General features: G+C 69.7%; 26 protein-coding genes, 1 tRNA gene and 1 other RNA gene. 23 read left to right on the forward strand and 5 right to left on the reverse strand.

From position 1 onward, the window contains the following. Nucleotides 1-30: 30 nt before the first annotated feature. Both KBX50_RS28835 and KBX50_RS28840 read right to left on the reverse strand, forming a co-directional pair. The gene (locus KBX50_RS28835; protein WP_210941020.1) at nt 31-711 is read right to left on the reverse strand and encodes an Rv3235 family protein; all 681 of its coding nucleotides are present in this window, start codon (nt 709-711) and stop codon (nt 31-33) included. Between the two features lie 104 nt (nt 712-815). Continuing rightward, the gene (locus KBX50_RS28840) at nt 816-1,049 is read right to left on the reverse strand and encodes a helix-turn-helix domain-containing protein (protein ID WP_210941021.1); all 234 of its coding nucleotides are present in this window, start codon (nt 1,047-1,049) and stop codon (nt 816-818) included. A 211-nt stretch (nt 1,050-1,260) separates the two neighbouring features. On the opposite strand from KBX50_RS28840, the gene KBX50_RS28845 reads away from it, so the two are divergent. After that, a complete protein-coding gene (locus tag KBX50_RS28845; RefSeq protein ID WP_210941022.1) occupies nt 1,261-1,779 on the forward strand; it encodes a hypothetical protein in 519 nt (172 codons plus the stop codon). A 26-nt stretch (nt 1,780-1,805) separates the two neighbouring features. Here the strand turns inward: KBX50_RS28845 and KBX50_RS28850 are convergent, their stop codons facing one another. Continuing rightward, nucleotides 1,806-2,843, reverse strand: coding sequence for a hypothetical protein (locus tag KBX50_RS28850; RefSeq protein WP_210941023.1), 1,038 nt, complete (start codon nt 2,841-2,843; stop codon nt 1,806-1,808). A 283-nt stretch (nt 2,844-3,126) separates the two neighbouring features. Here KBX50_RS28850 and pruA point away from each other — a divergent pair, with 283 nt between their 5' ends. From pruA to KBX50_RS28890, 8 genes are all read left to right on the forward strand, one after another. Then, nucleotides 3,127-4,755 carry an L-glutamate gamma-semialdehyde dehydrogenase gene (pruA, locus tag KBX50_RS28855; RefSeq protein WP_210941024.1) on the forward strand — a complete coding sequence of 543 codons (1,629 nt, stop codon included), beginning with the start codon at nt 3,127-3,129 and terminating at the stop codon, nt 4,753-4,755. A gap of 212 nt (nt 4,756-4,967) precedes the next feature. Further along, a complete protein-coding gene (locus KBX50_RS28860) occupies nt 4,968-5,483 on the forward strand; it encodes a PadR family transcriptional regulator (RefSeq protein WP_093406591.1) in 516 nt (171 codons plus the stop codon). 141 nt (nt 5,484-5,624) lie between these two features. Continuing rightward, nucleotides 5,625-6,746 carry a peptide chain release factor 2 gene (gene prfB / locus KBX50_RS28865; RefSeq protein WP_093406593.1) on the forward strand — a complete coding sequence of 374 codons (1,122 nt, stop codon included), beginning with the start codon at nt 5,625-5,627 and terminating at the stop codon, nt 6,744-6,746. Nucleotides 6,747-6,864: 118 nt separating this feature from the next. Next, a complete protein-coding gene (gene ftsE / locus KBX50_RS28870) occupies nt 6,865-7,545 on the forward strand; it encodes a cell division ATP-binding protein FtsE (protein WP_093406596.1) in 681 nt (226 codons plus the stop codon). 68 nt (nt 7,546-7,613) lie between these two features. Beyond that, on the forward strand, nt 7,614-8,489 hold the full coding sequence (gene ftsX, locus KBX50_RS28875) for a permease-like cell division protein FtsX (RefSeq protein WP_210941025.1): 876 nt from the start codon (nt 7,614-7,616) through the stop codon (nt 8,487-8,489). Nucleotides 8,490-8,620: 131 nt separating this feature from the next. Beyond that, complete coding sequence (gene smpB, locus KBX50_RS28880; RefSeq protein ID WP_093406601.1) at nt 8,621-9,100, forward strand: SsrA-binding protein SmpB; 480 nt, start codon at nt 8,621-8,623, stop codon at nt 9,098-9,100. Nucleotides 9,101-9,205: 105 nt separating this feature from the next. Then, nucleotides 9,206-9,581: a transfer-messenger RNA gene (gene ssrA / locus KBX50_RS28885) on the forward strand. A 107-nt stretch (nt 9,582-9,688) separates the two neighbouring features. Further along, complete coding sequence (locus KBX50_RS28890) at nt 9,689-10,636, forward strand: hypothetical protein (RefSeq protein WP_210941026.1); 948 nt, start codon at nt 9,689-9,691, stop codon at nt 10,634-10,636. A gap of 38 nt (nt 10,637-10,674) precedes the next feature. Here KBX50_RS28890 and mdlC read toward each other — a convergent pair whose 3' ends face one another. Further along, a complete protein-coding gene (gene mdlC / locus KBX50_RS28895; protein WP_210941027.1) occupies nt 10,675-12,270 on the reverse strand; it encodes a benzoylformate decarboxylase in 1,596 nt (531 codons plus the stop codon). A gap of 282 nt (nt 12,271-12,552) precedes the next feature. Here mdlC and KBX50_RS28900 point away from each other — a divergent pair, with 282 nt between their 5' ends. Beyond that, complete coding sequence (locus KBX50_RS28900; RefSeq protein WP_210941028.1) at nt 12,553-13,143, forward strand: YqgE/AlgH family protein; 591 nt, start codon at nt 12,553-12,555, stop codon at nt 13,141-13,143. Nucleotides 13,144-13,233: 90 nt separating this feature from the next. Further along, nucleotides 13,234-13,306 (forward strand) — tRNA-Ala (locus KBX50_RS28905). A gap of 419 nt (nt 13,307-13,725) precedes the next feature. Here the strand turns inward: KBX50_RS28905 and KBX50_RS28910 are convergent. Next, nucleotides 13,726-14,031: a lipopolysaccharide assembly protein LapA domain-containing protein gene (locus KBX50_RS28910; RefSeq protein WP_210941029.1), complete on the reverse strand. Its 306-nt coding sequence runs from the start codon at nt 14,029-14,031 to the stop codon at nt 13,726-13,728. Between the two features lie 593 nt (nt 14,032-14,624). Between KBX50_RS28910 and KBX50_RS28915 the strand changes: the two genes are divergently transcribed. The 12 genes from KBX50_RS28915 to KBX50_RS28970 form a co-directional block, all read left to right on the forward strand. Beyond that, complete coding sequence (locus tag KBX50_RS28915; RefSeq protein WP_210941030.1) at nt 14,625-15,353, forward strand: GAF and ANTAR domain-containing protein; 729 nt, start codon at nt 14,625-14,627, stop codon at nt 15,351-15,353. Nucleotides 15,354-15,436: 83 nt separating this feature from the next. Beyond that, the gene (locus tag KBX50_RS28920; RefSeq protein WP_210941031.1) at nt 15,437-16,168 is read left to right on the forward strand and encodes a GAF and ANTAR domain-containing protein; all 732 of its coding nucleotides are present in this window, start codon (nt 15,437-15,439) and stop codon (nt 16,166-16,168) included. A 228-nt stretch (nt 16,169-16,396) separates the two neighbouring features. Then, entirely contained in the window at nt 16,397-17,116 is a 720-nt protein-coding gene (locus KBX50_RS28925) for a SigB/SigF/SigG family RNA polymerase sigma factor (protein ID WP_210941032.1), read from the forward strand. A gap of 547 nt (nt 17,117-17,663) precedes the next feature. Then, on the forward strand, nt 17,664-18,701 hold the full coding sequence (locus KBX50_RS28930) for an acyl-CoA desaturase (protein ID WP_210941033.1): 1,038 nt from the start codon (nt 17,664-17,666) through the stop codon (nt 18,699-18,701). Between the two features lie 180 nt (nt 18,702-18,881). After that, the gene (locus KBX50_RS28935; RefSeq protein ID WP_210941034.1) at nt 18,882-19,283 is read left to right on the forward strand and encodes a lipopolysaccharide assembly protein LapA domain-containing protein; all 402 of its coding nucleotides are present in this window, start codon (nt 18,882-18,884) and stop codon (nt 19,281-19,283) included. Next, complete coding sequence (locus KBX50_RS28940; protein WP_210941035.1) at nt 19,283-19,840, forward strand: DUF5994 family protein; 558 nt, start codon at nt 19,283-19,285, stop codon at nt 19,838-19,840. The genes KBX50_RS28935 and KBX50_RS28940 overlap by 1 nt, the downstream gene beginning before the upstream one ends. Before the next feature lie 129 nt (nt 19,841-19,969). Then, entirely contained in the window at nt 19,970-20,470 is a 501-nt protein-coding gene (locus tag KBX50_RS28945; protein WP_210941036.1) for an inorganic diphosphatase, read from the forward strand. 35 nt (nt 20,471-20,505) lie between these two features. Further along, nucleotides 20,506-20,679: a hypothetical protein gene (locus tag KBX50_RS28950; protein ID WP_210941037.1), complete on the forward strand. Its 174-nt coding sequence runs from the start codon at nt 20,506-20,508 to the stop codon at nt 20,677-20,679. Continuing rightward, entirely contained in the window at nt 20,676-21,689 is a 1,014-nt protein-coding gene (locus tag KBX50_RS28955; protein ID WP_210941038.1) for a glycosyltransferase family 4 protein, read from the forward strand. Before KBX50_RS28950 ends, KBX50_RS28955 begins: the two co-directional genes overlap by 4 nt. Before the next feature lie 121 nt (nt 21,690-21,810). After that, on the forward strand, nt 21,811-22,947 hold the full coding sequence (locus KBX50_RS28960) for a glycosyltransferase (protein WP_210941039.1): 1,137 nt from the start codon (nt 21,811-21,813) through the stop codon (nt 22,945-22,947). Further along, nucleotides 22,944-23,996 carry a glycosyltransferase gene (locus KBX50_RS28965; RefSeq protein WP_210941040.1) on the forward strand — a complete coding sequence of 351 codons (1,053 nt, stop codon included), beginning with the start codon at nt 22,944-22,946 and terminating at the stop codon, nt 23,994-23,996. Before KBX50_RS28960 ends, KBX50_RS28965 begins: the two co-directional genes overlap by 4 nt. Nucleotides 23,997-24,171: 175 nt before the next feature. Next, nucleotides 24,172-25,682 (forward strand): ice-binding family protein (locus KBX50_RS28970; protein WP_210941041.1); only part of this gene is annotated, 1,511 nt, incomplete at its 3' end.

A 25,682-nucleotide genomic window follows, 5' to 3' on the forward strand; every position in this document is an offset into this window, starting at 1 on the left:
CCGTCCGCGGCGGTCAGGTCGCGGGGTCGGTCAGAGAACCCGCAGGTCGGTGCAGAGCCAGTTGCCGCGCCGCTGCTCCAGGCGCAGCGCCATTGCCCAGCTGCGACCACCGGCACCGGTGAACACGGCGGCGGCCTCGATGGCGCTGGGGCGCGGCTCGCAGACGCGCAGTCGACGCAGCCGTATCCCGGGTCGCGCCGAACGCCGTCGAGCCGGTGCCCCGTGAGCGGTGGCGCGGGCCAGCTCGGGCAGCAGCACGGCGACCCGAGCCGGGTCAAGCTGACGCCGTAGCTGCACCGGCGGCCGGAAGCCGTTAAACACCTCCAGGCAGGTGGCGACGAAGCGGTGGGCGACCCGGGTGGCCGCCGGGGTGGCTGTGGTCAGAGCCCCGGACGGCAGGTGCCGGGCCGACACGTGGCCGGGCCCGCCCGGCCCGGATCCGGTGGGCCGGGCGGGCTCACCCGACCACGGCACCCCCGGCGGGACCGGCCGGCTGTCGGAGCGCGAGGCTGCCCACGGCAGCGGTGGCCGGTCCGGGCCACGGCCACCGGGCCAGTGCCGGGCGGCGGCGAAGAGGTCGAGGGCCAGTTGGCCGTCGGTCGGTCGGGGCCAACCGGTGGTGTCCTCGTCGACGGAGGGCGGCTCGAAGGCGGGCGCCGGCCGCAGCCGCACGGGTGGGCGCGCCGGCCCGGGTCGCCGGAGGTCGGTCATCGCGCTGCCCCCTGCCGGTCAAAGATTGCGTTTGCCTTCGTTTGCCTTCGACAGCTTAGATTGTCGGGCATGGCAGAGCCGACGGTCAATGCCGTGCTGCGGTCCTACCGTTCGTCGGGGTCGCGTTCCGCCAACGGGTTACCGCGCACCCACTCGGCGGTTTCGGCGTACTTACGCTGGATGTACTCCTCCAGGCGGGCCCGCTCCACCCGCCACTGCCCCCGGCCGCCGATCTTGATCGCGGGCAGCTCGCCACTGCGTACCATGTGGTAGACCTGCGAATCCGACACGTTCAGCTCGGTGGCCACGTCGGACAGGAGCAGGAACCTCGGTTCCACCGAAACTCCCCGGGTTGACGTCGTTCGCCTCAGTTTGCCACCGTCCGCCGCCTCCCGACCAATCCGCCCGGCGACCGGCGGGACACACCGGCCGGTCGACGGAACTTCCACCAGGGCGATACGGGGTGTATGACGGTCAGGGCGGACGGGCAGGGCCGGACGCCGGGCCCGGCGTGTCGTCGCCGGGCGGAGCAGAGCGGGGGAGACCACGGTGACCGACGAGCTTGTCCGGGTCTACGTGCCGGCGACCGTGCCGATGCTGGCCAGGCTGCCGGAGCACGGGCTCGCCGCGAAGCAGGCGCACGCGGTGACCCCGACGCTACGTGAGTGGTATGCGGAAGGCGATGAGGAGGAGTTGGAGTACGTCGCCTTCACCCGCGCCGCCCAGGACGCCCTGCAACTGATCCGGCACGACCCGGCCGCGCCCCGTCGACGGGTGGTCGTCTCGGCGGACCTGCCCGCGACGGCGATCGGCCGGGGTGACGGAGAACTTGGCTCCAGCGTGGTCGAGCTACGGGCTCCGGTGCCGGTCGCGGCCGTCGCGGCCGTGCACGTGGACGGGGTGGACGCCGCCACCGACGTCGCCGCCGCCGTCCAGGTGGTGCTGGAGGCGTTGGCCGGCGACCCCGACGCCCAGTTCACCGTCGACGGTGCCGAGGACCATGAGCTGGAGTGGTACGACCCCAGCGAACTGGAGTCGCTGCTGCGCGCCAGCGCCACGGAAGGCTGACCGCCGTCCGGGTCACCCGGCCCCGGCTACGCCTCGTCGTCGGCTGGCGCGCCGAGCGTACGGCCGAAACTGACCACGGCGGTCAGCGCGCCGACGAACAGCACCCAGATGGCGTTGTCCACCCGTGAGGTGCCGAGTGAGGTCTGCGCGACCGCGTCCGCCTCGCTGAGCGCGGCGGCCAGGTCGATCAGCGACCGTCCACCGATCCGGATGATCACTTCGCTGAGCAGGAGCAGGAGCCCCGGTCCCGCGCCCGCCACCAGGTACGCCGGCCAGCGCGGCCCCGCCGCGCCGCCGTCGCGTACGGCTCGTCGCCGGGCCCAGGTGAGGTAGCCGAAGGCCAATCCACCGGCGATGAGACCGGCCAGCAGGGACTCGGTCCGGGAGACCCAGCTGGCCGCGTTGACCAGCGACTGCTGGCTGTCGCCGGCGCCGAAGAGGTTGAACAGCGGATCCCGAGCCACGCTGAAGGCCACCACGAAGATCAGGGTGCCCAGCGCGGCGGCGACCACGGCACCCACCACGGCACCGTTGCGGGCCCCGGCGAGCGCGCCGCCGATGACGGCCGCGGCGGCCGTGGTGCCGGCGATCGTGCGGGTGGTGACGTCACCGGCGTAGCTGAGATCGATCGCGAGCGCGGCGAGCAGCCCGACGAGCAGGCCGGCGCCGATCGCCACCGCGAAGCGCAGCGTCACCCGTTCGGTCCGGCGGGCAACCGGCTCCCCGGCCGCCAACCCGACGGCGGCGCCGGCCACCAACGCGGCCGAGATCACGCCGGGCAGCGCAAAGGCGGAGAGACTGACCGCGGTGACCCCGGCCGTCGCCGAACTGATCGCCTCCCGGGTCGACCAGAGCATCGCGGCCAGCCAACCGGTCGCCAGCAGCGCCAGCGCCGTCGTTGCCGGTGCGGGTGCCGGGCGGCTGGCATCGAGGTGGTCGCCGGCAGCTCCGGACTGGTCGTCCGCGTCGGGGCCGGCGGCCCCGGACCGGTCGTCCGCGCCCGGGTCGGCGGTGTCGGACTGGTCGGGCTGCGCGGCGGTCGGCCCACCGGGCTCGTTGCTCATGGTCTCCCTCTCGCCGCCGGGCCCGACCGGGCCGGAACGTCACGGCAACCCAGCGTACGCGGCCGGAACAGGCGTGCGCCCGAAGCCTGCACGGCCTGCATTTCTTCGGTCAGATATCTCGTTCGGGTGCGAATCCATCCCAGGGAACGTGAACTACCTCGTGATCAATGGTCAGGGAGTGGCCGGGGTGTGATCGACCGATGCTGGGCGTGGGAGGATTGACGCAGGTCCCGCCACCCCGGGGCCGGTTTCGCCACCGCCGTCGAGATCGCCAGGAGCCCTGATGGACGCCGTGTTCTCCGTACCCGAGCCGCGTAACGAGCCGGTGCGCAGCTATGAGCCGGGCAGCACCGATCGCGAACGTCTCCAGCGCAGGCTCACCGAGCTGGCCGCCGAGCGCATCGACCTGCCGATGACCATCGCGGGCGAACAGCGGATGGCCGGTGGTGAGCCGATCCAGGTGGTGCAGCCGCATCGGCACGCGCACGTGCTCGGGGTGACCGGGCACGCCACCCACGACGACGCGCGGGCGGCCGTCAAGGCCGCCAAGGACGCCGCGCCGGGCTGGCGCACGCTGCCCTTCGAGGAGCGCGCCGCGATCTTCCTGCGCGCCGCCGAACTGCTCGCCGGACCGTGGCGGGACACCCTGAACGCGGCCACCATGCTCGGTCAGTCGAAGACCGCCGTGCAGGCCGAGATCGACTCGGCCTGCGAGTTCATCGACTTCCTGCGGTTCAACGTGCACTTCGCCCGCAAGCTGCTGGCCGAGCAGCCGATGTCGTCGCCCGGCGTGTGGAACCGCTTCGACCACCGGCCGCTGGAGGGTTTCGTCTACGCGGTCACCCCGTTCAACTTCACCGCCATCGCCGGCAACCTGCCCTCGGCGCCGGCCCTGCTCGGCAACACGGTGGTCTGGAAGCCGGGCCCGACCCAGCAGTTCGCCGCGCACTTCACCATGCGTCTGTTCGAGGCGGCCGGCCTGCCGCCCGGCGTGATCAACATGGTGACCGGCCGGGGTGAAGAGGTCTCCGACGTGGTGCTGGCCGACCCCGACCTGGCCGGCATCCACTTCACCGGGTCCACCAAGGTCTTCCAGCAGCTCTGGCGTACGGTCGGGGAGAACATCGCCGGCTACCGGGGCTACCCCAGGCTGGTCGGCGAGACCGGCGGCAAGGACTTCGTGGTCGCGCACACCAGCGCCGACATCGACGCGCTGCACACGGCGCTGATCCGGGGTGCCTTCGAGTACCAGGGGCAGAAGTGCTCGGCGGCCTCCCGTGCGTACGTCCCGCGCTCGCTCTGGGAGGGCGGCCTGCGTGACCGGCTCGCCGCGACCGCCGACGGGCTGGCCTACGGCGACGTCACCGACTTCCGCAACTTCGGCGGCGCGGTCATCGACGACAAGGCGTACTCCCGGCACACCGCCGCACTGGAGTTGATCTCCTCCGACGACAGCTGCCGGATCATCGCCGGTGGCACCGCCGACGATTCGGTCGGCTGGTTCGTCCGCCCGACCATCTTCGAGTGCGGCGACCCGGCACACGAGACGTTCACCACCGAGTACTTCGGCCCGATCCTCGGCGTGCACGTCTTCGACGACGCCCGCTTCGACGAGGTGGTCACGCAGGCCGAGGCCATCGCTCCGTACGCACTCACCGGGTCGATCTTCGCCACCGATCGGCGGGTGGTCGACGCGGTGGCCGAGAAGATGCGGTACGCGGCCGGCAACTTCTACATCAACGACAAGCCGACCGGCGCTGTCGTCGGTCAGCAGCCGTTCGGCGGCGCCCGGGCCAGCGGCACCAACGACAAGGCCGGCTCCTGGCACAACCTGGTCCGCTGGATGTCCCCCCGGACGATCAAGGAGACGTTCGTCCCCCCGACCGACCACAGCTACCCGCACATGGGCTGAGATGTAACGAAGGGGCCCCTCCTGACGCCTCGTGTGCAGGAGGGGGCCCCTCCGCACGCCTCGCTCGTGGGGAGGGGGATCCTGCCCTGCCTCCGGCACGCGGGTGGCTTGGGTGGACCGTCGCGCGCCGACAGTGCACATAGGAAACCCCGATCGGTGGCGAAAAGGGGAAATCCTGGACGCCGGCCCGGCAAAGTGGCAGCGTAATGGGCATGGCGGAATCCGGAGTGAACCCCACGGCGGCGGCCCTGCTCGGGCTGCTCCACGAGGGTCCCATGACAGGTGGCCAGTTGATGGCCGCCGCCGAGCGCCGACTGGCGCCGTACTGGTCGATGACCCGAAGCCAGGTGTACCGGGAGTTGCCGGTGCTGGCCGAGCGAGGTTTCGTCCGGTTGGGTAAGCCCGGGCCGCGGATGAGTCAGCCGTACGCGATCACGGCAGCCGGGAAACGGACATTTTCCCGCTGGCTGGCCGAGGATCCGGGGCGGGACACCATCCGCAACCCGATCGCCCTGCGCATCGCCTTCGGGAACCTGCACTCCCCGAGCCAGCTGAAGAACCTCCAGGCCGCTGCCAACGAGTACCACACCGACGCGTTGGCGCGGGTCCGCGAGCAGGTCAAGAACGCCAAGAAGGAAGGCGACACGTACGACGCGAGCGCGCTGGAGTTCGCCGTGGCGTACCACCGGGCCGCCCTGTCCTGGCTCAAGAGCGCCGCCACCGGCTGACCCTGGGCCGGTCCGAGCTGGTTTTGTTTGGCTCTGACTGCGGGGCTCGCAAGCTCACTCCTCGTCCGAGCTGGGTTTGTTTGGCATCGGACTGCGGGGCTCGCAAGCTCACTCCTCGTCCGAGCAGTACCCTTGTCTGTCGTGACCGCTGCCGACTTCGCCGAACAGCTCAAGGAACTCGACGCCACCCTGCGCAACATCGAGGCGGTGCTCGACCTCGACCGTCTCCGCGCGGACAAGGCCCGCCTGGAGCAGGAGGCATCCGCCCCGGATCTCTGGGACGACCAGGCCCGCGCCCAACAGGTGACCTCGCAGCTGTCGTACGTCAACGGCGAGATCGACAAGCTCGGCAGCCTGCGCTCGCGGCTGGACGACGCGCACGTGCTGCTGGAACTGGCCGAGGCGGAGTCCGACTCGGGGGTGCTCACCGAGGTCGAGACCGAGATCGCCGGGCTGACCAAGGCCATCCAGGAGATGGAGGTCCGCACGCTGCTGTCCGGCGAGTACGACTCCCGGGAGGCGCTGGTGGCCATCCGGGCCGGCGCCGGTGGTGTGGACGCGGCCGACTTCGCCGAGATGCTGCTGCGGATGTACCTGCGCTGGGCCGAGCGGCACGGCTACCCGACCGAGGTCTACGAGACCTCGTACGCCGAGGAGGCCGGTCTGAAGTCGGCCACCTTCACGGTCAAGGTCCCGTACGCGTACGGCACGCTCAGCGTGGAGTCCGGCACCCACCGGCTGGTGCGGATCAGCCCGTTCGACAACCAGGGGCGGCGGCAGACCAGCTTCGCCGGGGTCGAGGTGCTGCCGGTGGTGGAGCAGACCGACCACATCGACATCCCCGAGAACGAGATGCGGGTCGACGTCTACCGCTCCTCGGGCCCGGGCGGGCAGAGCGTCAACACCACCGACTCGGCGGTACGGATCACCCACATCCCGACCGGCATCGTGGTGACCTGCCAGAACGAGAAGTCCCAGTTGCAGAACAAGGCCTCCGCGCTGAGGGTGCTCCAGGCCCGGCTGCTGGAGCGCAAGCGCCAGGAGGAGCAGGCGAAGCTCCAGGGGCTCAAGACCGACGCGGCCGGGTCGTGGGGTGACCAGATGCGTTCGTACGTGCTGCACCCGTATCAGATGGTGAAGGATCTGCGGACCGAGCAGGAGACCGGCAACCCGTCGTCGGTCTTCGACGGTGACCTGGACTCCTTCATCGAGGCGGGCATCCGGTGGCGCAAGCAGCAGCAACTGGCCGGCGACCGTGCGTGATCGATCGTGGGCGGAGCGCGCCGTCGATCTCCACCTGACGTGCTGATTTGATGACTTGCCGCGCAACGGCGGGGCGTGGGACTTGGCACGACAGTTACACGGCGTAGACTCACCACCCGTGATTCAGCTTGAGCAAGTGACGAAGACGTACCCGAAGGCGTCGCGGCCTTCGCTCGACAACGTGTCCGTGTCGATCGACAAGGGCGAGTTCGTCTTCTTCATCGGCCCATCCGGCTCCGGCAAGTCGACCATCGTCAAGATGCTGCTGCACGAGGTGGTCCCCAACAAGGGACGCGTCGTCGTCAACGGCAAGGACGTCACGTCGATGCGGTCCTGGAAGCGCCCGCACTTCCGCCGCTCGATCGGCTGTGTCTTCCAGGACTTCCGGCTGCTGCCCAACCGCACCGCGTACGAGAACGTGGCCTTCGCGCTGGAGGTGATCGGCAAGACCAAGGCGGTGGCCCGCCGGGTCGTGCCGGAGGTGCTGGAACTGGTCGGCCTCGGTGGCAAGGAGCACCGCTACCCGCACGAGCTCTCCGGTGGTGAGCAGCAGCGCGTCGCGGTGGCCCGGGCGTTCGTGAACCGTCCGCTGATCCTGCTGGCGGACGAGCCGACCGGAAACCTGGACCCGGACACCTCCATCGAGATCATGCGCCTGCTGGACCGGATCAACCGCACCGGCACCACCGTCGTGATGGTCACGCACGACTCCAACATCGTGAACCAGATGCGCCGCCGCGTCATCGAGATCGAGAGCGGCCGTATCGTTCGCGACCAGGCCCGCGGCGTCTACGGGTGACGGTACCTACCCATCGCACCCCGATCTGACGACGAACACCTCACGCCGGAGAGCCGGAGGAAATCCCGATGCGGATGAAATACGTCATGTCCGAGGTACTGGTCGGACTGTGGCGCAACGTGACCATGACCATCGCGATGATCATCACGATGGCGGTCTCGCTGACCATGCTCGGTGCCAGCGGCCTGATCTACACCAAGGTCGCCGACATGAAGCAGCTGTACTTCGAGAACATCGAGGTCTCGATCTTCCTGGACGCCGAGGTGACGGACGAGCAGCGCAGCGCGCTCGCCACGCAGTTGGAGTCCGACCCGCTGGTCTCGCAGGTCACGTACGTCAACAAGGACGAGGCCTTCCAGCGCTTCCAGGAGATGTTCCGGGACTCGCCCGACCTGCTCAGCGCGGTCAAGGCGGACCAGCTGCCGGAGTCGTACCGGCTCAAGCTGGTGAACCCGGAGGAGTACAAGACCATCTCCGACCAGTACACCTCGGTCGAGGGGGTCGACCAGGTCGTCGACCAGAGTCAGGTGCTCGACAAGATTTTCAACCTCTTCACCGCCGGGCAGAACATCGCGCTGGTCGCCGCGGTCGCGATGGCGATCGCCGCGCTGCTGCTGGTCGCCAACACCATCCAGGTCGCCGCGTACAGCAAGCGGCGTGAGGTCGCGGTCATGAAGCTGGTCGGCGCGTCGAACTGGTTCATCCAGGCGCCGTTCGTGCTGGAGGCGGTGGTCGCCGGCCTGATCGGCTCGATCCTGGGCCTCGGCGCGCTGATCGCGCTCAAGATATTCCTCTTCGACGGTGCGCTCAGCGCCCTACAGGGTCTCTTCGCGCCGGTGAGCTGGGGCGAGGTGTTCCTGACCTTCCCGGTGATGGCCGGCATCGGCGGCCTGATCAGCGCGGTCACCGCCTGGGTCACGCTCCGCTTCTACCTGCGGGTCTAGTTCGTCGACCAAGGGCCCTTCCACGCCGGAATAAACGGCGCGGAAGGGCCCTTGTCGTTCGGGTAGCATGATCTCCGCTCGGCGGCCGGCCAGGTCGGTCACGGGCGGCAAGGAAAGGAGGTGGCGCGGCGATGCCACGGGAAAAGGGGCGCAAGGTCGTCGCCTCCAACAAGAAGGCGCGTCACGACTACGCCATCCTCGACACGTACGAGGCGGGCATGGCGCTGACCGGCACCGAAGTGAAGTCGCTGCGCGCCGGGCGGGCCTCGCTGGTCGACGCGTTCGCTCAGGAGCGGGACGGCGAACTCTACCTGCACAGCATGCACATCCCCGAGTACGTGCAGGGCACCTGGACCAACCATGAGCCCCGGCGTACCCGGAAACTGCTGCTCAAGCGGCTGGAGATCGACCGGCTGATCGGCAAGCTCCGGGAGAGCGGGCTGACCCTGGTGCCGCTTCAGGTCTACTTCTCCGACGGCTGGGCCAAGGTGGAGATCGGCCTTGCCAAGGGCAAGAAGGCGTACGACAAGCGCCAGGACCTCGCCAAGCGGGACGCCGACCGGGAGATTCAACGGGCGGTGGGTCGGCGAGGCAAGGGAATGAACGACTGATTTATCCGGATTGTCCCATCCGGCGCGCCGCTCCGGGCTCGGGATGAATCCGATTGCGGCAGGCGTTACTCTTGTCAGAGCCACCGGAGATCGGTGGCCTGCCGAGGGGGTGACTGGTTTCGACTTCGTACGTTGCGGCAGGGGAAGCGAGCCGAGGAAGCCGACGTCGTCTCGAGAATCGTTCGTCGGAAACCAATAAGCGCCAAGAACAATCGCGCTGACTTCGCTCTCGCCGCCTGAGGCGAGTAGCAAGTCTGTCGGCCTGGGAGCGCCTTCGACCCAGCTAGCCGGCATCAGCTAGAAGGCTGGCCAACCGGACCCGGTCGCGGGGTCCGTGCGGCGAGATCAATCAGCGACTGGGCCCGTCACACCGACTCGCTCGCGTGATCGGAGGGGCCGAGTAGAGGCACAGCGAGCTGCGCTCGGAGAAGCCCTGACAAGGCGGCGAAGGACCCGGGTTCGATTCCCGGCACCTCCACCACCTCACTGCGCGCCCCGGTCAGCCGACCGGGGCGCGCAGTCGTCTTCCCGAACGGCCGGCATCGCGGGGCACGGGAACCAGCCCGGGGGCACCGCCGTCAGATCGGCATGCGCCGCGTCCTCGCCCTGCTGGGTCTGCCACTGCTGATGATGGCCGGTTGTGCCCGTCCGGGCACCGAGCCGACCGGCCCGGCTTTTTCGACCGACCACCACGAGGCGTTCGAGCAGCGCGCCACGGCGGTCGCGCAGGCATGGCGCCCGGGCGCGACGTGGAGCGCCGGCTACGTGCCGCTTCAGGAGCCCACAGTGCTCGTCGGCGACCCCGAGTTCACCGACGAGACCAAGCTCGCCTTCAACGCCGGCTGGTACCGGGAGCAGGTGCCGTTGCCGCCCCGGCGGCCGGGCGACGGCAGCATCCGCTTCCCCGACGACGAACTGCGGGTGCCAATGATCAGCGCGGCCGAGGCGTACCGGCAGCTCGACCAGGGTGACCCGCCGCCCTGTGCCGGGCGACCGAAGGACCCGGGTACGCCGCCACCGGCCAACCCGCCGGACGGGCCGGACGCCCCGGTGAGCAGCGAGCCGCAGGCCGCCTGCATCCCACTCACCGTCACCAACGTCGAACTGGGTTCCGCGCCGGTGCACACCAGCCGGGGCGAGGCGCAGGTGCCGGCGTGGCTGTTCACCATCGAGGAGATCGACGCCGTGGTGGCCCGGGTCGCGGTCGCACCCGAGGCCGTCGGTGCGCTGCCCGAGCCGGTCGCGCCGTCCACGCCCGCGCCGCAGGACCTGGTCAGCGCGCAGGACATCGAATCGGTCGACGGTACGACGCTGAACTTCCGGCTCGGTGTCGGTAGCTGCGACACCGGTATCACCCCGCTGGTGCAGGAACACGACCACGTGGTCGTCGTCGGCGGCACAGTGGTGCGGAGCACCGGCGTCTGCGACGACATGCTCAGGCTGGAACCGGTCGCGGTGACGCTGCGAGCGCCACTGGGCGCCCGTCCGGTCCTCGACGTGGTCAGCGCGACGCCGCTGCGCTTTGCCGCTGGCTGACCGCGTCGGCCTCCGCCTGTCTCGTCTGTCACCCGGGTTCAGAGGATCGGTGGCACGTCGGTGCGGATCGGCACCGGCAGCACCGTCGGCCCGTCGGCCCGGAGCGCGACGGCCAGCGCCTCGCCGAGCTGATCGGGACTCTCGACCACGGTGGTGGCGCAGCCGTAGCCGCGGGCTATCGCCGTGACGTCGATGCCGGGCAGGTCCAGCCCGGGTACCCCCGGCGTCTGCTTGAGTTCGGCGAACGCCTTGAGGATGGCGTACTGCTGGTTGACCGGCACGACGACCACCAGCGGCAACCGCAACTGGCTGGCGGTCCAGAGCGCCTGCACCGAGTAGTGGAACGAGCCGTCCCCGATCACCGCGATGACCGGCCGGTGTCGGCCGGTGTCACGCTGCGCCAGCGCGATGCCGACGGACGCCGGCAGGCCGTAGCCGAGACCACCGCTGGCCATCGTGAAGTACGACCCGGGGGTGTCGAACCGCAGCCGGCGACGCAGCGCCGACAGGTTGGACGGAGATTCCTGCACCAGCACCCCGTCGGCAGGCCAGTGCCGGGCCAAGGCGGCGAAGAGTGCGTCGGCGCTGAGCGGAACCGAATCCTCCACCGGCGACGGTGCGGGCCGGGCGGGCGGTGGCGGCCGGTCCGCCGGTGGCATGAGATCGGTCAGCGCGGCGAGGGTGAGGCCGGCATCGCCGAGGAGGCTGTCGCCGATCGGCGCCCGAGCCGCCTCCTCGGGATCGTCGGTGACGTGCAGCAGCCGGGCACCGTCCGGCAGCGTCTCACCGGGCACGTGCGGGTAGTACCGGAACACCGGGGCGCCGACCACCAGCACGGTGTCGTGTCCCCGGAGCTGTTCGGCCAACGGGCCGATCGCGAAGGGCAGCACCCCCTGGAAATGCGGATGATTCTCGGGGAAGGTGGTCCGCTCGGGCGCGGGCGCCGACCAGACCGGGGCGACCAGCCGCTCCGCGAGCGCCACCCCGGCCGCCCAGGCGCCGGCCCGGTCCACGGCGCCCCCGAACACCAGGGCCGGTGATCGGCTCGTCGCCAGTGCCGTGGCGAACTGACGCAGCCGCTCCGGGTCGGGAGCGAACCGGGTGGCCACCGTGCGGGCCTGCGGAGGCGGGTCGGCGGGCTGTGCCCAGTCGTCCAGCGGAAGCGAGAGGAAGACGGGTCCGGTCGGCGGCTGGATCGCGGTCGCGTACGCCCGCATGAGCGCCGCCGGGACGTCCTGGGCCCGGACCGGCTCGTGGGCCCACTTGACGTAGGGCTGGGGAAGTTCGGTGGGATGGCGGGCGGTGAGTCGTGGTTCGAGCAGCAGCATCTCCCGGGTCTGCTGGCCGGCGGTGACGATCAGCGGGGTCCGGTTGTGCCAGGCGGTGACGATGTTGCCCATGGCATTGCCGGTGCCCGGTGCCGTGTGCAGGTTGACGTGTGCCGGTGCCCCGGTGACCTGCGCGTACCCATCGGCCATGCCCACCGCCGACGCCTCGTGCAACGCCAGCACGTAGCGGAAGTCGTCGGGAAAGGCGTGCAGGAACGGCTCCTCGGTGGAGCCGGGGTTGCCGAAGACGGTGGTCATGCCCAGGGCCCGGAGCAGGTCGTAGGTGGTGTCGCGGACCGTTGCCATCGCTTCTGAATGTATCGGGGCAACTCGGGAGTGAAGAGCTTTTCGCCGCTGCTGCGATGGTCAGCTTCCTGGCGGCACCGGCCGTGGTCGCCTCGGTGGTGACGCGTCGCCCGGCCCAGCCGACCGTCTGTCGATCACCCGACTGTCAGACCTTCGCCTGGATCGGGGGCGCAAGCTATGGTGCCAGGCATGGCGATGACAGCGCAGATGTCACCGGTTGGTCCCACCGTCGATGAGTGTCACCGGTTCCGCCTTTCCGTGCACGACTGACGGGTGCGTGTGATGCAGGGAGAGGGGCAGGCGATCGGCGGGCGGGCGACCGAGTCGATGACCGGGAAGCTGCTGGTGGCCACACCGGCGCTGAAGGACCCGAACTTCGACCGTACGGTCGTGCTACTGGTCGCGCACGAGCCCGGCGGCGCGCTCGGTGTGGTGCTCAACCGGGCCACCGAGGTGCCGGTGTCCGACGTGCTGCGGGACTGGGGCGACCTGGCCCGCCACCCGGCGGTGCTGTTCGAGGGTGGCCCCGTGCAGCCCGACTCCGCGATCTGCCTGGCCCGGATGCGTCCGCCGGTGCGCCGCCTCAAGGGCTTCCACCAGGTCTCCGGCGCGGTGGGCACGCTCGACCTGTCGGTCGACCCGCAGCGGCTGCGGGAGAACGTGCAGAGCATCCGGGTCTTCGCCGGGTACGCGGGCTGGGGCACCGGCCAACTGGAACAGGAGATCGAGGATGGGTCCTGGTTCGTGCTGGACGCGCTGCCCGGTGACGCGTTCGTCGACCGGCCCGATGACCTGTGGCCGATGGTACTGCGCCGACAGGGCGGCATGATGGCGGCGGTCGCACACTTCCCGCCGGACGTGGCGCTGAACTGACCGGCCGTTGCGGGCACCCCCGCGAGATGACCATGCCGGCGGGCGTGTGTATAGTTCTCCCAGTGCCCGGGCGACCGGGCGCGACAGCAAGGGGCCGTGGCGCAGCTGGTAGCGCACCACACTGGCAGTGTGGGGGTCAGGGGTTCGAGTCCCCTCGGCTCCACCCTTGTTCGCGGAGGTCAATCGGCATCAGTCATCGACTGGTGCCGATTTTTGTGATCTCGTGGTCACCCAGCGCCCCACACTGCACTTCGATGACCGGTGTTGAGAGTTCGGGAGAAACCGCCTCTGAGCAGGGATCTCTCTACCGCTCTGACTGCCCGGGTGTCGTTGGAGCGAAATGTGGGGCGCAAACCGTGTGGTACCCGATGCCGGCCCGTACCGGCATATGCGGCACGGCCGGTGTGCTGGCTGGGTGCCCGGCGAGGCGGTTGTCGAGCTTCTCCTCGGCTGAGCGACTGGTCCGCGGCCACCACCCGCCGTCCAGAACCGCCCAGGCCGGGGGAGTGCGAGGACGACCCGGGGTGCGGAGGACACCGGTGCGGGGATCGTGGTGGCTGGTCGCGTGGTGATGGACACGGCTCATTCGTCCCGATTCTCGGGGCGGGGCGACAGCGGGACGGTGGCGATGCCGGTTGTCGGTGGGGGAGTCGGGTCGGGCCCGGGCCGGCCGTCCGGCTGCGTGGCGGGACGGCGGTCGAGCATCCTGAGCTGCACGATCCGGGCGGTGCCGGGCAGGGCGACGAGCAGGACCCCGAAGACCGCGGCCAGCAGCAGCGCCACCCCCATCGGCAGGGTGCCGTGTGCGCCGAGGAACGACACCTCGGCACGTTGTCCGTTCTGCAGTACGAAGATCAGGAGCAGCAGGAGCACGAACGCGAACACCACGGCAGCGACCCAAACGCCGCCGATCCGTGAGCGCTTCACCGCCGGCCGCCTGGGCATCGCACGAGAAGCATCGGTGCCGCCGCGGCCGTTTGTCGGGAAGAATCGAACATGACTGTTCCGGGGTGCGGTCATCACGAACCGCCGCCTTTCGATGAAGGCCTGGCGCGCCTGAGAGCCGTTTTGCGCTGGCGTGCCTGGATGATGGTGGGCCCTGCGACGAGCTGTCGCGGTCCAGGGTGCCGGTGCTACGTGGATGCCTGGCCAGGAATGCGACGGAGATCCGGCGACCTGACCGGCGGATGTGGTGTGGCGGGTGGCCAACACGGTGACCTCGATCGGTGGGGTGCGTCCGCCAACGGCGAACTGTCAGCCACCGGGGTCCCGAGCGACACCGCAAGCGTACGCCTCCGCGACCGGATCGGCAGCCGCTGGCGCCGGCGCGGTCCGGTGGGCCGCCGGTCGTGCGGTGGCGTCACGCGGGAGTACGGTGTGACCGTCGCCCGAGACTTCGGCGCCGTACGGCAGCGCGTCCGTTCGACTGATCCGGGTCGGAGTCAGCAGTGGACAGGAACAACCCGGGGCGTGGCGATCCGATGACCGCCGATCGCCGGCGGCGGCTGTGGGCCGATGTCGTCGGTGCCGCCCGGGGTGGTGCCGTCGCGGTCGATCATGTCTGCGCGGCGGCGGTATCGGTCGCCGGTGTCGATTCGGGGGCTGTCGCGGTGATCCTCGACGCCACGCCGCGCGAACTGGTGTGTGCTACGGACCGGACGGCCTTGGAGCTGGAAGACCTGACCCTGACGCTCGGTGAGGGGCCGTGCGTGGACGCGACCACCGGTGGACCTGTTCTGGTCGGCGATCTGACCGTGCCGGAGTGCCGGAACCGCTGGCCGGCGTTCGCGCCAGCCGCGGTGTTCGCCGGGACCGGCGCGGTGTTCGCGTTGCCGTTACGGGTGGGCGGGATCCGCCTCGGTGTGCTGGACCTCTACCGGGCCTGCGCCGGTGACCTCGGGGCGGAGCAACTGGCCGACGCGCTGGTCCTGGCGGGCACGGCATGCGCGGTGCTGCTGGACGATGCGACGCGCCAGGGGGTGGACCGGGACGATCAGTGGCCCGAGCGGACCGGCCTGCACCACCCTGAGGTGCACCAGGCAACCGGAATGATCACGGTCCAGTTGGGAGTTTCCGCGGCGGTGGCGCTCATCCGGTTGCGCGCCTACGCGTACTCCCAGGACCGGCGCCTGCGGGATGTGGCGGCTGACGTCGTCGCCCGGCGCCTGCACCTCGGACCGGCCGGGGCACCTGGTGACCGGCATGGGTGAACTAGCGATCGGCGCCAGGCCGGCGCGTTACGGATCACGCCGTTGGGCGACCAGCGGTACCACTGATTGACGAGGTGACTGACATGGCCGAGACCCCGCTGGCCGACGTTTTCGTGGAGATGGCCGACACTCTCGTCGACGACTTCGACGTGATCGAGTTCCTGCACGTGCTGACCGAGAGATGTGTCGAGCTGCTGGGTGTGACGGCGGCCGGGCTGCTCCTGACCGACCAGCGGGACACGCTGCAGGTGGTCGCCGCCTCCTCCGAACGCACCCGACTGCTGGAGCTGTTCCAGCTTCAGACCGACCAGGGGCCCTGTCTCGACTGCTTCCATTCCGGGCAACCGGTGTCGGTCGCTGACCTGACCCGGGCCACTGCCCGATGGCCGAGGTTCACCGCGGCTGCGGCCGAGGTCGGTTTCGCCGCGGTGCACGCCCTGCCCATGCGCCTGCGCTCCGAGGTGATCGGCGCGCTGAACCTCTTCGACGTCCGGCCGGGGGACCTCGACGAGGACAGGCTCCGCATCGGTCAGGCGCTCGCCGACGTGGCCACCATCGGACTGCTGCAACACCGCGCCATCCACCGGCGCGACATGCTCACCGAACAGCTGCAAACCGCCCTGAAGAGCCGGATCCTGATCGAACAGGCCAAGGGAATCCTTGCCGAACGCCTCCAGGTGGACGTGGGCCAAGCCTTCGCGATACTGCGCGACGGCGCCCGCAGCCGCAACCGGCGACTGTCCGAACTGTCCCAGGCGATCGTTGACGGCTCCGAGCAGCTCGCGCCGGGACCGGTCGCCCACCGGCCCGGCTGACGACCGGCTCCACCGCCGAGTCGGCTGCCGAGAGCGGCGGCTTCCAGGGGTGTCGGTCGGCAAGGTGAAGGCGTACGGTTGCGGTGTCGCCCGGGTCCCCGGTGGCCGCCAGTCTCGCCGCCACCAGCCCGTTAGGGGCGTACAACAATGGTCACCCCCATCGTGACACCCACGGCCGTTTCGCTTCCTCCGACGCTGGACCCGGCAACGGGGGCCAGCGAGCAAACGTTGCGTCGACGCGCAGCCCTGGACGTCGACGATCCCGACCGGGCACGGCTGCGAACCCAGGTCATCGCGGCGAACCTGCCGATGGCCAGTCGATTGGCCCGCCGTTACACCGGCCGCGGAGAGCCCCACGAGGACCTGGCGCAGGTCGGCGCGCTCGGCCTGATCAGAGCCGTCGACGGATACGACGCCAACCGGGGTGTTCCGTTCGCCAGCTACGCCATCCCGACAATCCTCGGCAGCATCCGACGGCACTTCCGCGACTCGGCCTGGGCGATCCGGGTGCCGCGAGCGGCGCAGGAACTGGGCGCTCGAGTGCCCGAGGCCCGGGCCAGGCTAGGGCAGCAGTACGGTCGCGAACCGACTAACGGAGAACTCGCCGACCACCTAGAGGTGACCGCCGCCCAAATCGTGGCCGCCGTCGCCGCCTCCGATGTCTATCGCCCGCAGTCCCTGAACGATCCACGGCCCGGGGGCAACGGCATCGAGCGGCACGCGTACATCGGCGCCGTCGATCCGGGATACGCCGCGGTGGACGACCACCTCACCCTCCGACTGCTCCTCGCGGCGCTTCCGCCACGTGAACGTCGAATCCTGACCATGCGGTTCTACGGCGACCTGACCCAGGCGCAGATCGCCACCCGGGTCGGCCTGTCCCAGATGCACGTCTCCCGCCTGCTGAAACGTTCTCTGGCTCAGATGAGAGCCGGGATGCTCCGCTGACCGGTAGCCGACCGGTACCAGCCCGTTTCGCAGTGGTCGGTAGCACGACACTTCCGGACGGCGTTACCAGGGAGCATCCGATGAACATCGCCAGGCAGAAGACGTATTCTTCGGCAACGCGGCCAGCAGGTCAGGGCAAACTGGGTCGAGCGCGAGCTACCGGAGCGGGTGGATCCCGAAGAGCACTTTGGGCTGCTCGCCATCCTGCAGCTGGATCCGGCCGATCTCCCGGACGAGCCGTCCCGTGAGGTGCCCCTCCGCTCGGACCCCTTCGCCAGGCCACACCTCCTACCGCAGCGACGCCGTGCTCCGGCGCTATTGAACCAATCCGCTGCGACGGGTTGGTCGAATGACGAAAATTGGAGGTGAAGAGGCGTCGGAGCCGGCCGCCTCGGGTCGGCCACGGAGGAAGCGGGTGGCCTGGTGCGGCGTGCCCGCCAGAGCCGGTCCTGCGGCGGACGCCTCAACAGCTCATGGCCCGCCTGACCGGTTGGTCGAGCCACCGAGGAGACAGACAGACGGAGACGGACCAGCGAAAGCAGCCATCATGAGCGATACCAACCTCGGCATCGACGGGCAGCGAGGTAGTGACTATGCGAGCCTGTCCCGGCTGGTCCGAGCGGCGGGTCTGCTCGGGCGACGGCGGGGCTACTACGCAGTGCGGATCGGCCTCGTCGTCGGTTCCTTCGCCGGATTGTGCGCCTTGTTCGTCCGATTGGGTGAATCGTGGTGGCAGCTCGGCATCGCGGTGGCTCTGGCGGTGGTCTTCGCGCAGGCCGGGTTCATCGGCCACGATGCGGGGCACCGGCAGATCGCCAGCTCGCGGCGCGGGAACGACCTGATCGGCATCGTGCACGGCAACCTCCTGACCGGGCTCAGCTACGGCTGGTGGGTGGACAAGCACAATCGGCACCACGCACACCCCAACACCGAAGGCAAGGATCCCGACATCACCGTGGCGCCCCTGGCCTTCACCGCCGACCAGGCCCACCATCAACGTGGACTCCGTGCGCTGCTCGTGCGCTACCAGGCATATCTGTTCTTCCCGTTGCTTCTGTTGGAAGGCCTGCACCTGCACCTCAACAGCGTGAAGGCGGTCCTCGGTCCGCGCCGCATCGCCCGCCGACCCGTCGAAGCCGGACTGCTGGCCCTGCACCTGGGCGGCTACCTGACTGCCGTGTTCCTGGTCCTGAACCCGGTACAGGCGGTCGCGTTCATCCTCGTCAACCAGGGCGTGCTCGGCCTCTATCTCGGCTGCTCCTTTGCCCCGAACCACAAGGGCATGCCCATCCTCGACGCTGACGACAATGTCGACTACCTCCGGCGGCAGGTTCTCACCTCCCGCAACGTCCGCGGCGGGAGGTTCCTCGACATCATGCTCGGCGGCCTGAACTACCAGATCGAACACCACCTGTTCCCGAGCATGCCGTGTCCCAACCTGCGCCGCGCCCAACCCTTGATCAGGCGGTTCTGCGCCGAGCACGAGATCGACTACAGCGAAACCACGCTTGGCCGCTCCTGGGCCGAGGTACTGCGCCACCTGAACGAGATCGGATCTCCCGCACCTCCGGTCGTCACGCGTTGAGCTGCCGTGCGACCCGGGCGGGAGCTGAGGCGCCCTCCTGAGCCTGTTTGTCCGGATCGGTAGATCCGACATCTCGGGCGGGCCGATCAGCCAGTCGGAGAGTAGGCTGAGGATGTCGTCCTGGACCTCGGCGGCTCCGGTTCGCGTACTTCGCGCACCACCGTCGAGATGAGGTCCACGATGTCTAGGTTCACCGGCTCCGCCCGCTCCACCAACGTGCAGCCGGGCCCGCAGATCAACGACCGGCCCCGTCCTGGGCCGCGTGTCCGCGCCGGGGGTTCGCTTGTCGCGTTCGCAGCGTCCGCCGTGGTGCTGCTCCTGCTTTTGATCTTCATCCTACAGAACGGTCAGCGCACGGAGGTGCACTTCTTCGGCGCGCAGGGGCAACTGCCGATGGGAGTCGCGTTGCTGCTCGCTGCGGTGTTCGGTGTGCTGTTGGTGACCGTGCAAGCCACCGTGCGGCGCATCATCCGACTGCGGCTGTTGACCCGCAGGCACCGCACCACCTCCTACACCACCAACACCCGTCCGGACCCCGCCGACACCGACCCGGGCACCGACGTACCGGAGGGGCGGAACTGATGGTCAGCTCTGCCGAGGACCGCATGACGTGGGTCTGCACCGGTGAGCCGCCTACGGCACGCCTGCGGATGACCGACTCGCCGTCCAGCCGCGCGATGCTCGACGGCGGTTGGTGGCCCACCTCACGCGACCCGGTCGTCGAATTGTGCAGCCTGGTCACGGCGCTGACCGCACGGCGTGGTGGCGTGATCGAACGCATCATGTTGCAGCCGGCGGCCTGGGAAAGGCATCCGTGCCGCATCGGCGTCGGCGGTGCGGTGGTGCGAGTGGGCTGGTTCGCCACCCTCGGTGCCCAGTTGGTGATCATCACAGGCCGGCGGGATCTGCGGATCGACCTGGCCGTGATAGCACCCGAGACCACGTACGCCGCGGCGACGGCGGCCATGCTCGCGGCTTCCCGCCCCGCCAACACCACCCGCGCCGCCAACATCCTGTCCGTACCGCCCAGCCCTCGCTCACGACCGTTGGTCGCAGACGGCGACGATGTCGCCGTCTGGGAGACCGAAGGCGGCCATTTTCAACCCGATCGACACCCCACAGCGCCGGCCCGGGCCTGAACGCTCCAACCGGCCGGGTCGGCAGGCGCGGGGTCCGGGATCTCGGTTCGAGATCCCGGACCCCGAAGCCATCACCGACCAAGCCGACAGCCGGCCGCCGACTGAACGTCCGAGGAGCGGAGCAATCGCATGGAGTTCGATGTCACCATCGAGATTCCCAAGGGGACACGCAACAAATTCGAAATGGATCGCCGGACCGGCCGGATCCGACTGGACCGCACCCTGTTCACCGCTACCCAGTACCCGGCCGACTACGGCTTCATCGAATACACCCTCGGCGAAGACACCGACCCCCTTGACGCGCTGGTACTGGTACAGGAACCGACCTTTCCCGGCTGCCTCATCCGATGCCGGGCCATCGGCATGTTCCGCATGCGGGACGAGAAGGGGCCCGACCCGAAGGTGCTATGCGTGCCCACGGCTGACCCCCGCCTCGCGCACCTCGGCGACATCGCGGATCTGGAGCACTTCTACAAGCTGGAGATCCAACACTTCTTCGACGTGTACAAGGACCTCGAACCCGGCAAGAGCGTCGACACCGAACGCGGGATCTGGGCCGGCCGGACCGAAGCCGAGGCGGAGATCAAACACTCACAGGAACGCGCCCGCCAGTCCACCTCCGCCAGATGACCATGACCACGCCAGGCCGAGCCAGGGAGCATTCGATGAGCATCGCCAGGGACCGGATCGTCAATGTCCTTCGGGACCGGGGCCAGCAGGTCAGGGCTGACTGGGTCGAGCGGGAACTGCCGGTGCGGGTGGACCTTCATGAGCACGTGGGGCTGCTCGCCACTCTGCGTCTTGATCCGGCCGATCTTGCCGACGCATCATCCCCGTGAGGGTTGCCCTGCTCGGTCCGGTCGCCTGGCGGACGCCCCCGCACCACTACGGCCCTTGGGAGCAGGTGACCGGCCTGCTCGCCGAAGGACTTGTCACCCGGGGCGTGGAGGTGACCTTGTTCGCGACGCTGGACTCCGTCACCTCCGCCGCCCTTGACGGTGTGTGCCCCCGTGGGTACGCCGACGACGCGGCCATGGACGGCCGCGTGTGGGAGGCGATGCACGTCTCCCACGCGATGGCCCGCTCCGAGCAGTTCGACCTGGTGCACAGCCACCTCGACTGGCTGCCGCTGGCCTTCGCCGAGCACTGCCGTGTTCCGCTGCTCACCACCGTGCACGGCTTCTCCGGTACGGGGATCCTTCCGGCGTACGCCCGGGCCCGCTCGTCCTACGTGTCGATCTCCGACGCCGATCGGAGCGCCGAACTCGACTACGTCGCGACGGTGCACCACGGCGTCGACCTCACCGGACTGCCGTTCACCCGCGACGCCGGCCCCGGACTGGTCGCCTTCGGCCGGATCCACCCCGACAAGGGCATCCACACGGCCATCGAGATCGCCCGTTGCGCCGGCCGCCCGCTGACCATCTGCGGCATCGTGCAGGACGAGCGTTACTTCGCCGAACAGGTGGCCCCGCACATCGACGGCGACCAGGTCGTCTTCCTCGGCTCGGTCGGCCCGAGACGGCGTGCGGAGGTGCTGGGCGCGAGCACCGCCCTGCTGCACCCGATCGCCTTCGACGAGCCGTTCGGACTGTCGGTCGTGGAGTCGATGGTCTGCGGCACGCCGGTCGTCGCGTACGCGCGAGGGTCGATGCCGGAGATCGTCGATGAGGGGGTGACGGGGTTCCTCGTGCACACCATCGAGCAGGCCGTCGACGCGGTCACCCGGGCCGGCGGGCTGGACCGGGCCAGCTGCCGGGCCCGGGCCCGGCAGCGCTTCGACGTGGACCGGATGGTCACCGACTACCTGTCCGTCTACGACCACCTCACGCATCGACCGCGCCGCTGAACCCGGCCACCGCCAACGAATCCGTTCCGCCGGCCACACACGCTGGCCGGCGGACGCCGTCACCGCGTGAGGCCGCCCCTGCAGTCAGGCGGCGGCCGACAAACCGGAAGGCCCGAAACCCATGCCCAGCTATGGATTCCTCAGCACGCACCCACCGACGCGGTGCGGACTGGCAACCTTCAACTCCGCCCTCGCCGCCCACCTGACCGCTGACGGCGCGCGCGGCGGCATCGTTCGGGTCACCGACCGCGGCGACGACCTGCGGGCCGGATCCGGGGTCGTGCACACCTGGTCGACGCGTGCCCAGGTCGGATGGCGGGACGCCGCCGCCGTCCTGAACACCTTCGACGTGGCCGTCGTGCAACACGAGTACGGCATCTACCCCGGCATCGACGGCGAGGACGTCCTGCCGCTGCTGCGCCGACTCACCGTGCCGAGCATCGTGGTGCTGCACACCGTGCTCCGCCGGCCCTCGGCCCGGCAGAGGTCGCTGCTGGAGCAGATCGTCACCGCCGCCGGAGCGGTCGTCACGATGACCGACACGGCTCGCAACCGGCTGGTCGTCGGCTACACCGTACGCCCAGGCAAGGTCACGGTCATCCCGCACGGCGCCGCCGACCATGTCCGGGTCCCTGCCGACCGCCGTACCCGCCCGCACCTGCTTACGTGGGGACTGCTCGGCCCCGGCAAGGGCGTCGAGTGGGCGTTGCGGGCCCTCGCGCGGTTGCAGGATCTCGGCCCGACACCCACCTACACCGTCGCGGGCCGGACCCATCCGAAGGTGGCCGCGCGCCAGGGGGAGGCGTACCGGGCGGGACTGCACCGGCTCGGCGCGCAGCTGGGCGTCGCCCATGCCGTGGACTACCAGGACGTCTACCACGACCAACCCACGCTCGCCGGTTTGATCCGCTCCGCCGACGTGGTCGTGCTGCCCTATGACTCCCGGGAACAGGTCACCTCCGGGGTGCTCATCGAGGCGGTGGCCGCCGGGGTGCCCGTCGTGGCCACGGCGTTCCCGCACGCCGTCGAGCTGCTCACCGGCGGTCCCGGTCTGGTCGTACCCCATCAGGATCCGGCGGCGCTGGCCGCCGCCATCCGGCGGATCCTCAACGAACCGGGCCTGGCGGCTCGGCTGGCCGGCCGCGCTCGGCCGCTCGCTGCGGACCTGCGTTGGCCGGCGGTGGCGGTCCGGTACGGCACCCTCGCCGAACGGCTCGTCGCCGCCCACCCGCCCGTGGTCAGCGCGGCATCGGCGTGACCACGACCGCCAGCCGCCCCAGCACGTCGGACCGCGGTCCCCGGCGGACCGCGCCCGCGCCGAGCTTCGCGCACCTGATCCGGCTGAGCGACGACACCGGCCTGTTCGAACACGCCCGGCACGCCATCGTCCGCCGCGAGCACGGCTACTGCACCGACGACGTCGCGCGCGGCCTGGTCGTCGCCAGCCGCGAGCCGGAACCGACCGAGGAGGTGCTCCGGCTCGCCGAGCGTTACCTGGCCTTCCTGACCCACGCCCAGGACCGCGGCGGCGCTTTCCGTAACCGGCTCGGTCATGACCGGCGTTGGACCGACGAGCCCGGGCTCGGCGACTGGTGGGGCCGGGCGCTGTGGGGGCTGGGTACCGCCGCTGCCCGCAGTCCCGCCTCGTGGATCCGGGAAGAGGCACTTGTCGCCTTCAGCCGCGGTGCCGCCCGGCGCTCCCCGGCGCCACACGCGATGGCCTTCGCCGGGCTCGGCGCCGTCGAGGTGCTGCGCCGCCACCCGACCCACACCGCTTCGGCCACGCTACTGGCGGATGCGGCCGCTGCGGTCGGCCGCCCCGGATCCGACCCACGGTGGCCCTGGCCGCAGCAAGGGCTCAGCTACGCCAGCGCGGCTCTCGCGGAGGTCGTCATCGTCGCCAGCCAACTGCGGCACGACGGGCCACCCCTCGACGACGGTCTGCGAATGCTGGGCTGGTTGCGCGACATCCAGCTTCGCGACGGGCACCTGTCGGTGGTACCCGCCGGCGGGTGGCGGCGCGGCGCGGCACGGCTGCCCCACGACCAGCAACCGATCGAGGTCGCCGCCTTCGCCGACGCCTGCGCCACCGCCGCCACGGTCACCGGCGACCCCGGCTGGGAGGCCGGAGTACGGCAGGCGGTCGGCTGGTTCCTCGGTGACAACGACGTCGGCATGCGGATGTGGGATCCGTCGACCGGCGGCGGCTACGACGGGCTGACCTCGCACGGACCGAACCTCAACCAGGGCGCCGAATCCACCCTCGCCCTGATCTCCGCCCTGCAGCATGCCCGGCGATGGTCGTGACCGGCACCACGATCCGCCAACCGGATTACCCGTTCTAGGAGTACATCTCGCGATACTGACACGTCCCGATTAGTGCTTTTCTGGCTATTTGCCGTTTTGAAGCGATTTTGCGCGGATACACTCCGACCGACGCTTTGGGGGCGCTCGTCGCAAGCGTCAGTACAACTTTCGCATTGTGGAATCTGCCCGCTGGCGGGCTCTTGGTTGGTGGGGGCATCCCGTGTCGAGATCTGCTTGGCTCGCGTATCGCGTGCGCCGTCGTTCTGCTGCAATGTTGATGGCGGGGGCTGTCGCCGCTACGACGATCCTTGTCGGCGTCGTGGGGACACCGGCCTGGGCCCAGTCCCCGGTGCCGTTGGGGGTTGCCGAGACCTACGGGGTGTTGGCCGGTCAGGAGGTCACCGACGTTCCGCCTCCCGTCGGTCCTTCGGTCATCAACGGGGACCTGGGTGTTTGGCCGGGTACGTCGGTCACTGGGGCTCCCGTGGTGAACGGCGAAACGCACGTCGGTGACACAGAGGCGATGCAGGCCCAGTCCGATCTGACCACCGCGTACAACTTCGCCGCGGCTGAGCCCACGACCAGTACGGTCGGCGAACTCGGCGGCCAAACCCTGGTCGCCGGGGTGTACACGTCGCCTGCCACCATGTCTCTGACCGGCACCGTGACGCTGGACGGGCAGAACGATCCCAACTCGGTGTTCATCTTTCAGGCAGGATCCGATCTGATCACCGCGGTCGACAGCCGGGTCAGCCTGGTCAACGGCGCTCAGGCGTGCAATGTTTTCTGGCAGGTCAGCAGTTCGGCGACCCTGAACACCAGGTCCGTCTTCGTCGGAAGCATCTTGGCGCTGCAGTCGGCGACCCTGGGTGAGGGAGCTACCGTCGCTGGACGGGTGTTGGCCCGCAACGGTGCCGTCACGTTGATTAGCAATACGATCACGCGACCGTTCTGCGCCGCGTCCATCGCGCCACCGACCATCTCGAAGGCTTTCGGGGATGCGACGATCCCGTTGGACGGGACGACGTCGCTGAGTTTCACTCTCAGCAACCCCAACGTAGGTACGGCGTTGACCGGTGTCACCTTCAGCGACGCGTTACCCGCCGGGCTGGTGGTGGCCACGCCGAATGGTCTGACTGGTTCGTGCGGTGGTGGCACGATCGCTGCGACGGCCGGTGGTGGCAGCATCAGCTTGACCGGTGCGACGTTGCCGGCTGGTGGGAGTTGCACGTTCTCGGTGGATGTCACCGGCACGACCAGTGGCACGAAGGTCAACACGAGCAGTCCGGTGGACTCGAACGAGAGCGGCCCGGGTGCCGCCGCGTCGGCGAGCGTCACGGTCGGCGCGGAGGTCGTCGCGCCACCGACGATCGCCAAGGCTTTCGATGACGCGACCATTCCGGTTGGCGGGACGACCTCGCTGGGTTTCACTCTCACCAACCCGAACGTGGACACCCCGCTGACCGGGGTCGGTTTTTCTGACGCGCTACCCGCCGGGCTGGTGGTGGCCACGCCGAATGGTCTGACTGGTTCGTGCGGTGGTGGCACGATCGCCGCGTCGGCCGGTGGTGGCAGCATCAGCTTGACTGGTGCGACGTTGCCGGCTGGTGGGAGTTGCACGTTCTCGGTGGATGTCACCGGTACGACCAGTGGCACGAAGGTCAACACGAGCGGTCCGGTGGACTC

The organism is Micromonospora sp. C51, from assembly GCF_018070435.1.
In the GTDB taxonomy this organism is placed as follows: Bacteria; Actinomycetota; Actinomycetes; order Mycobacteriales; family Micromonosporaceae; genus Micromonospora; species Micromonospora sediminimaris.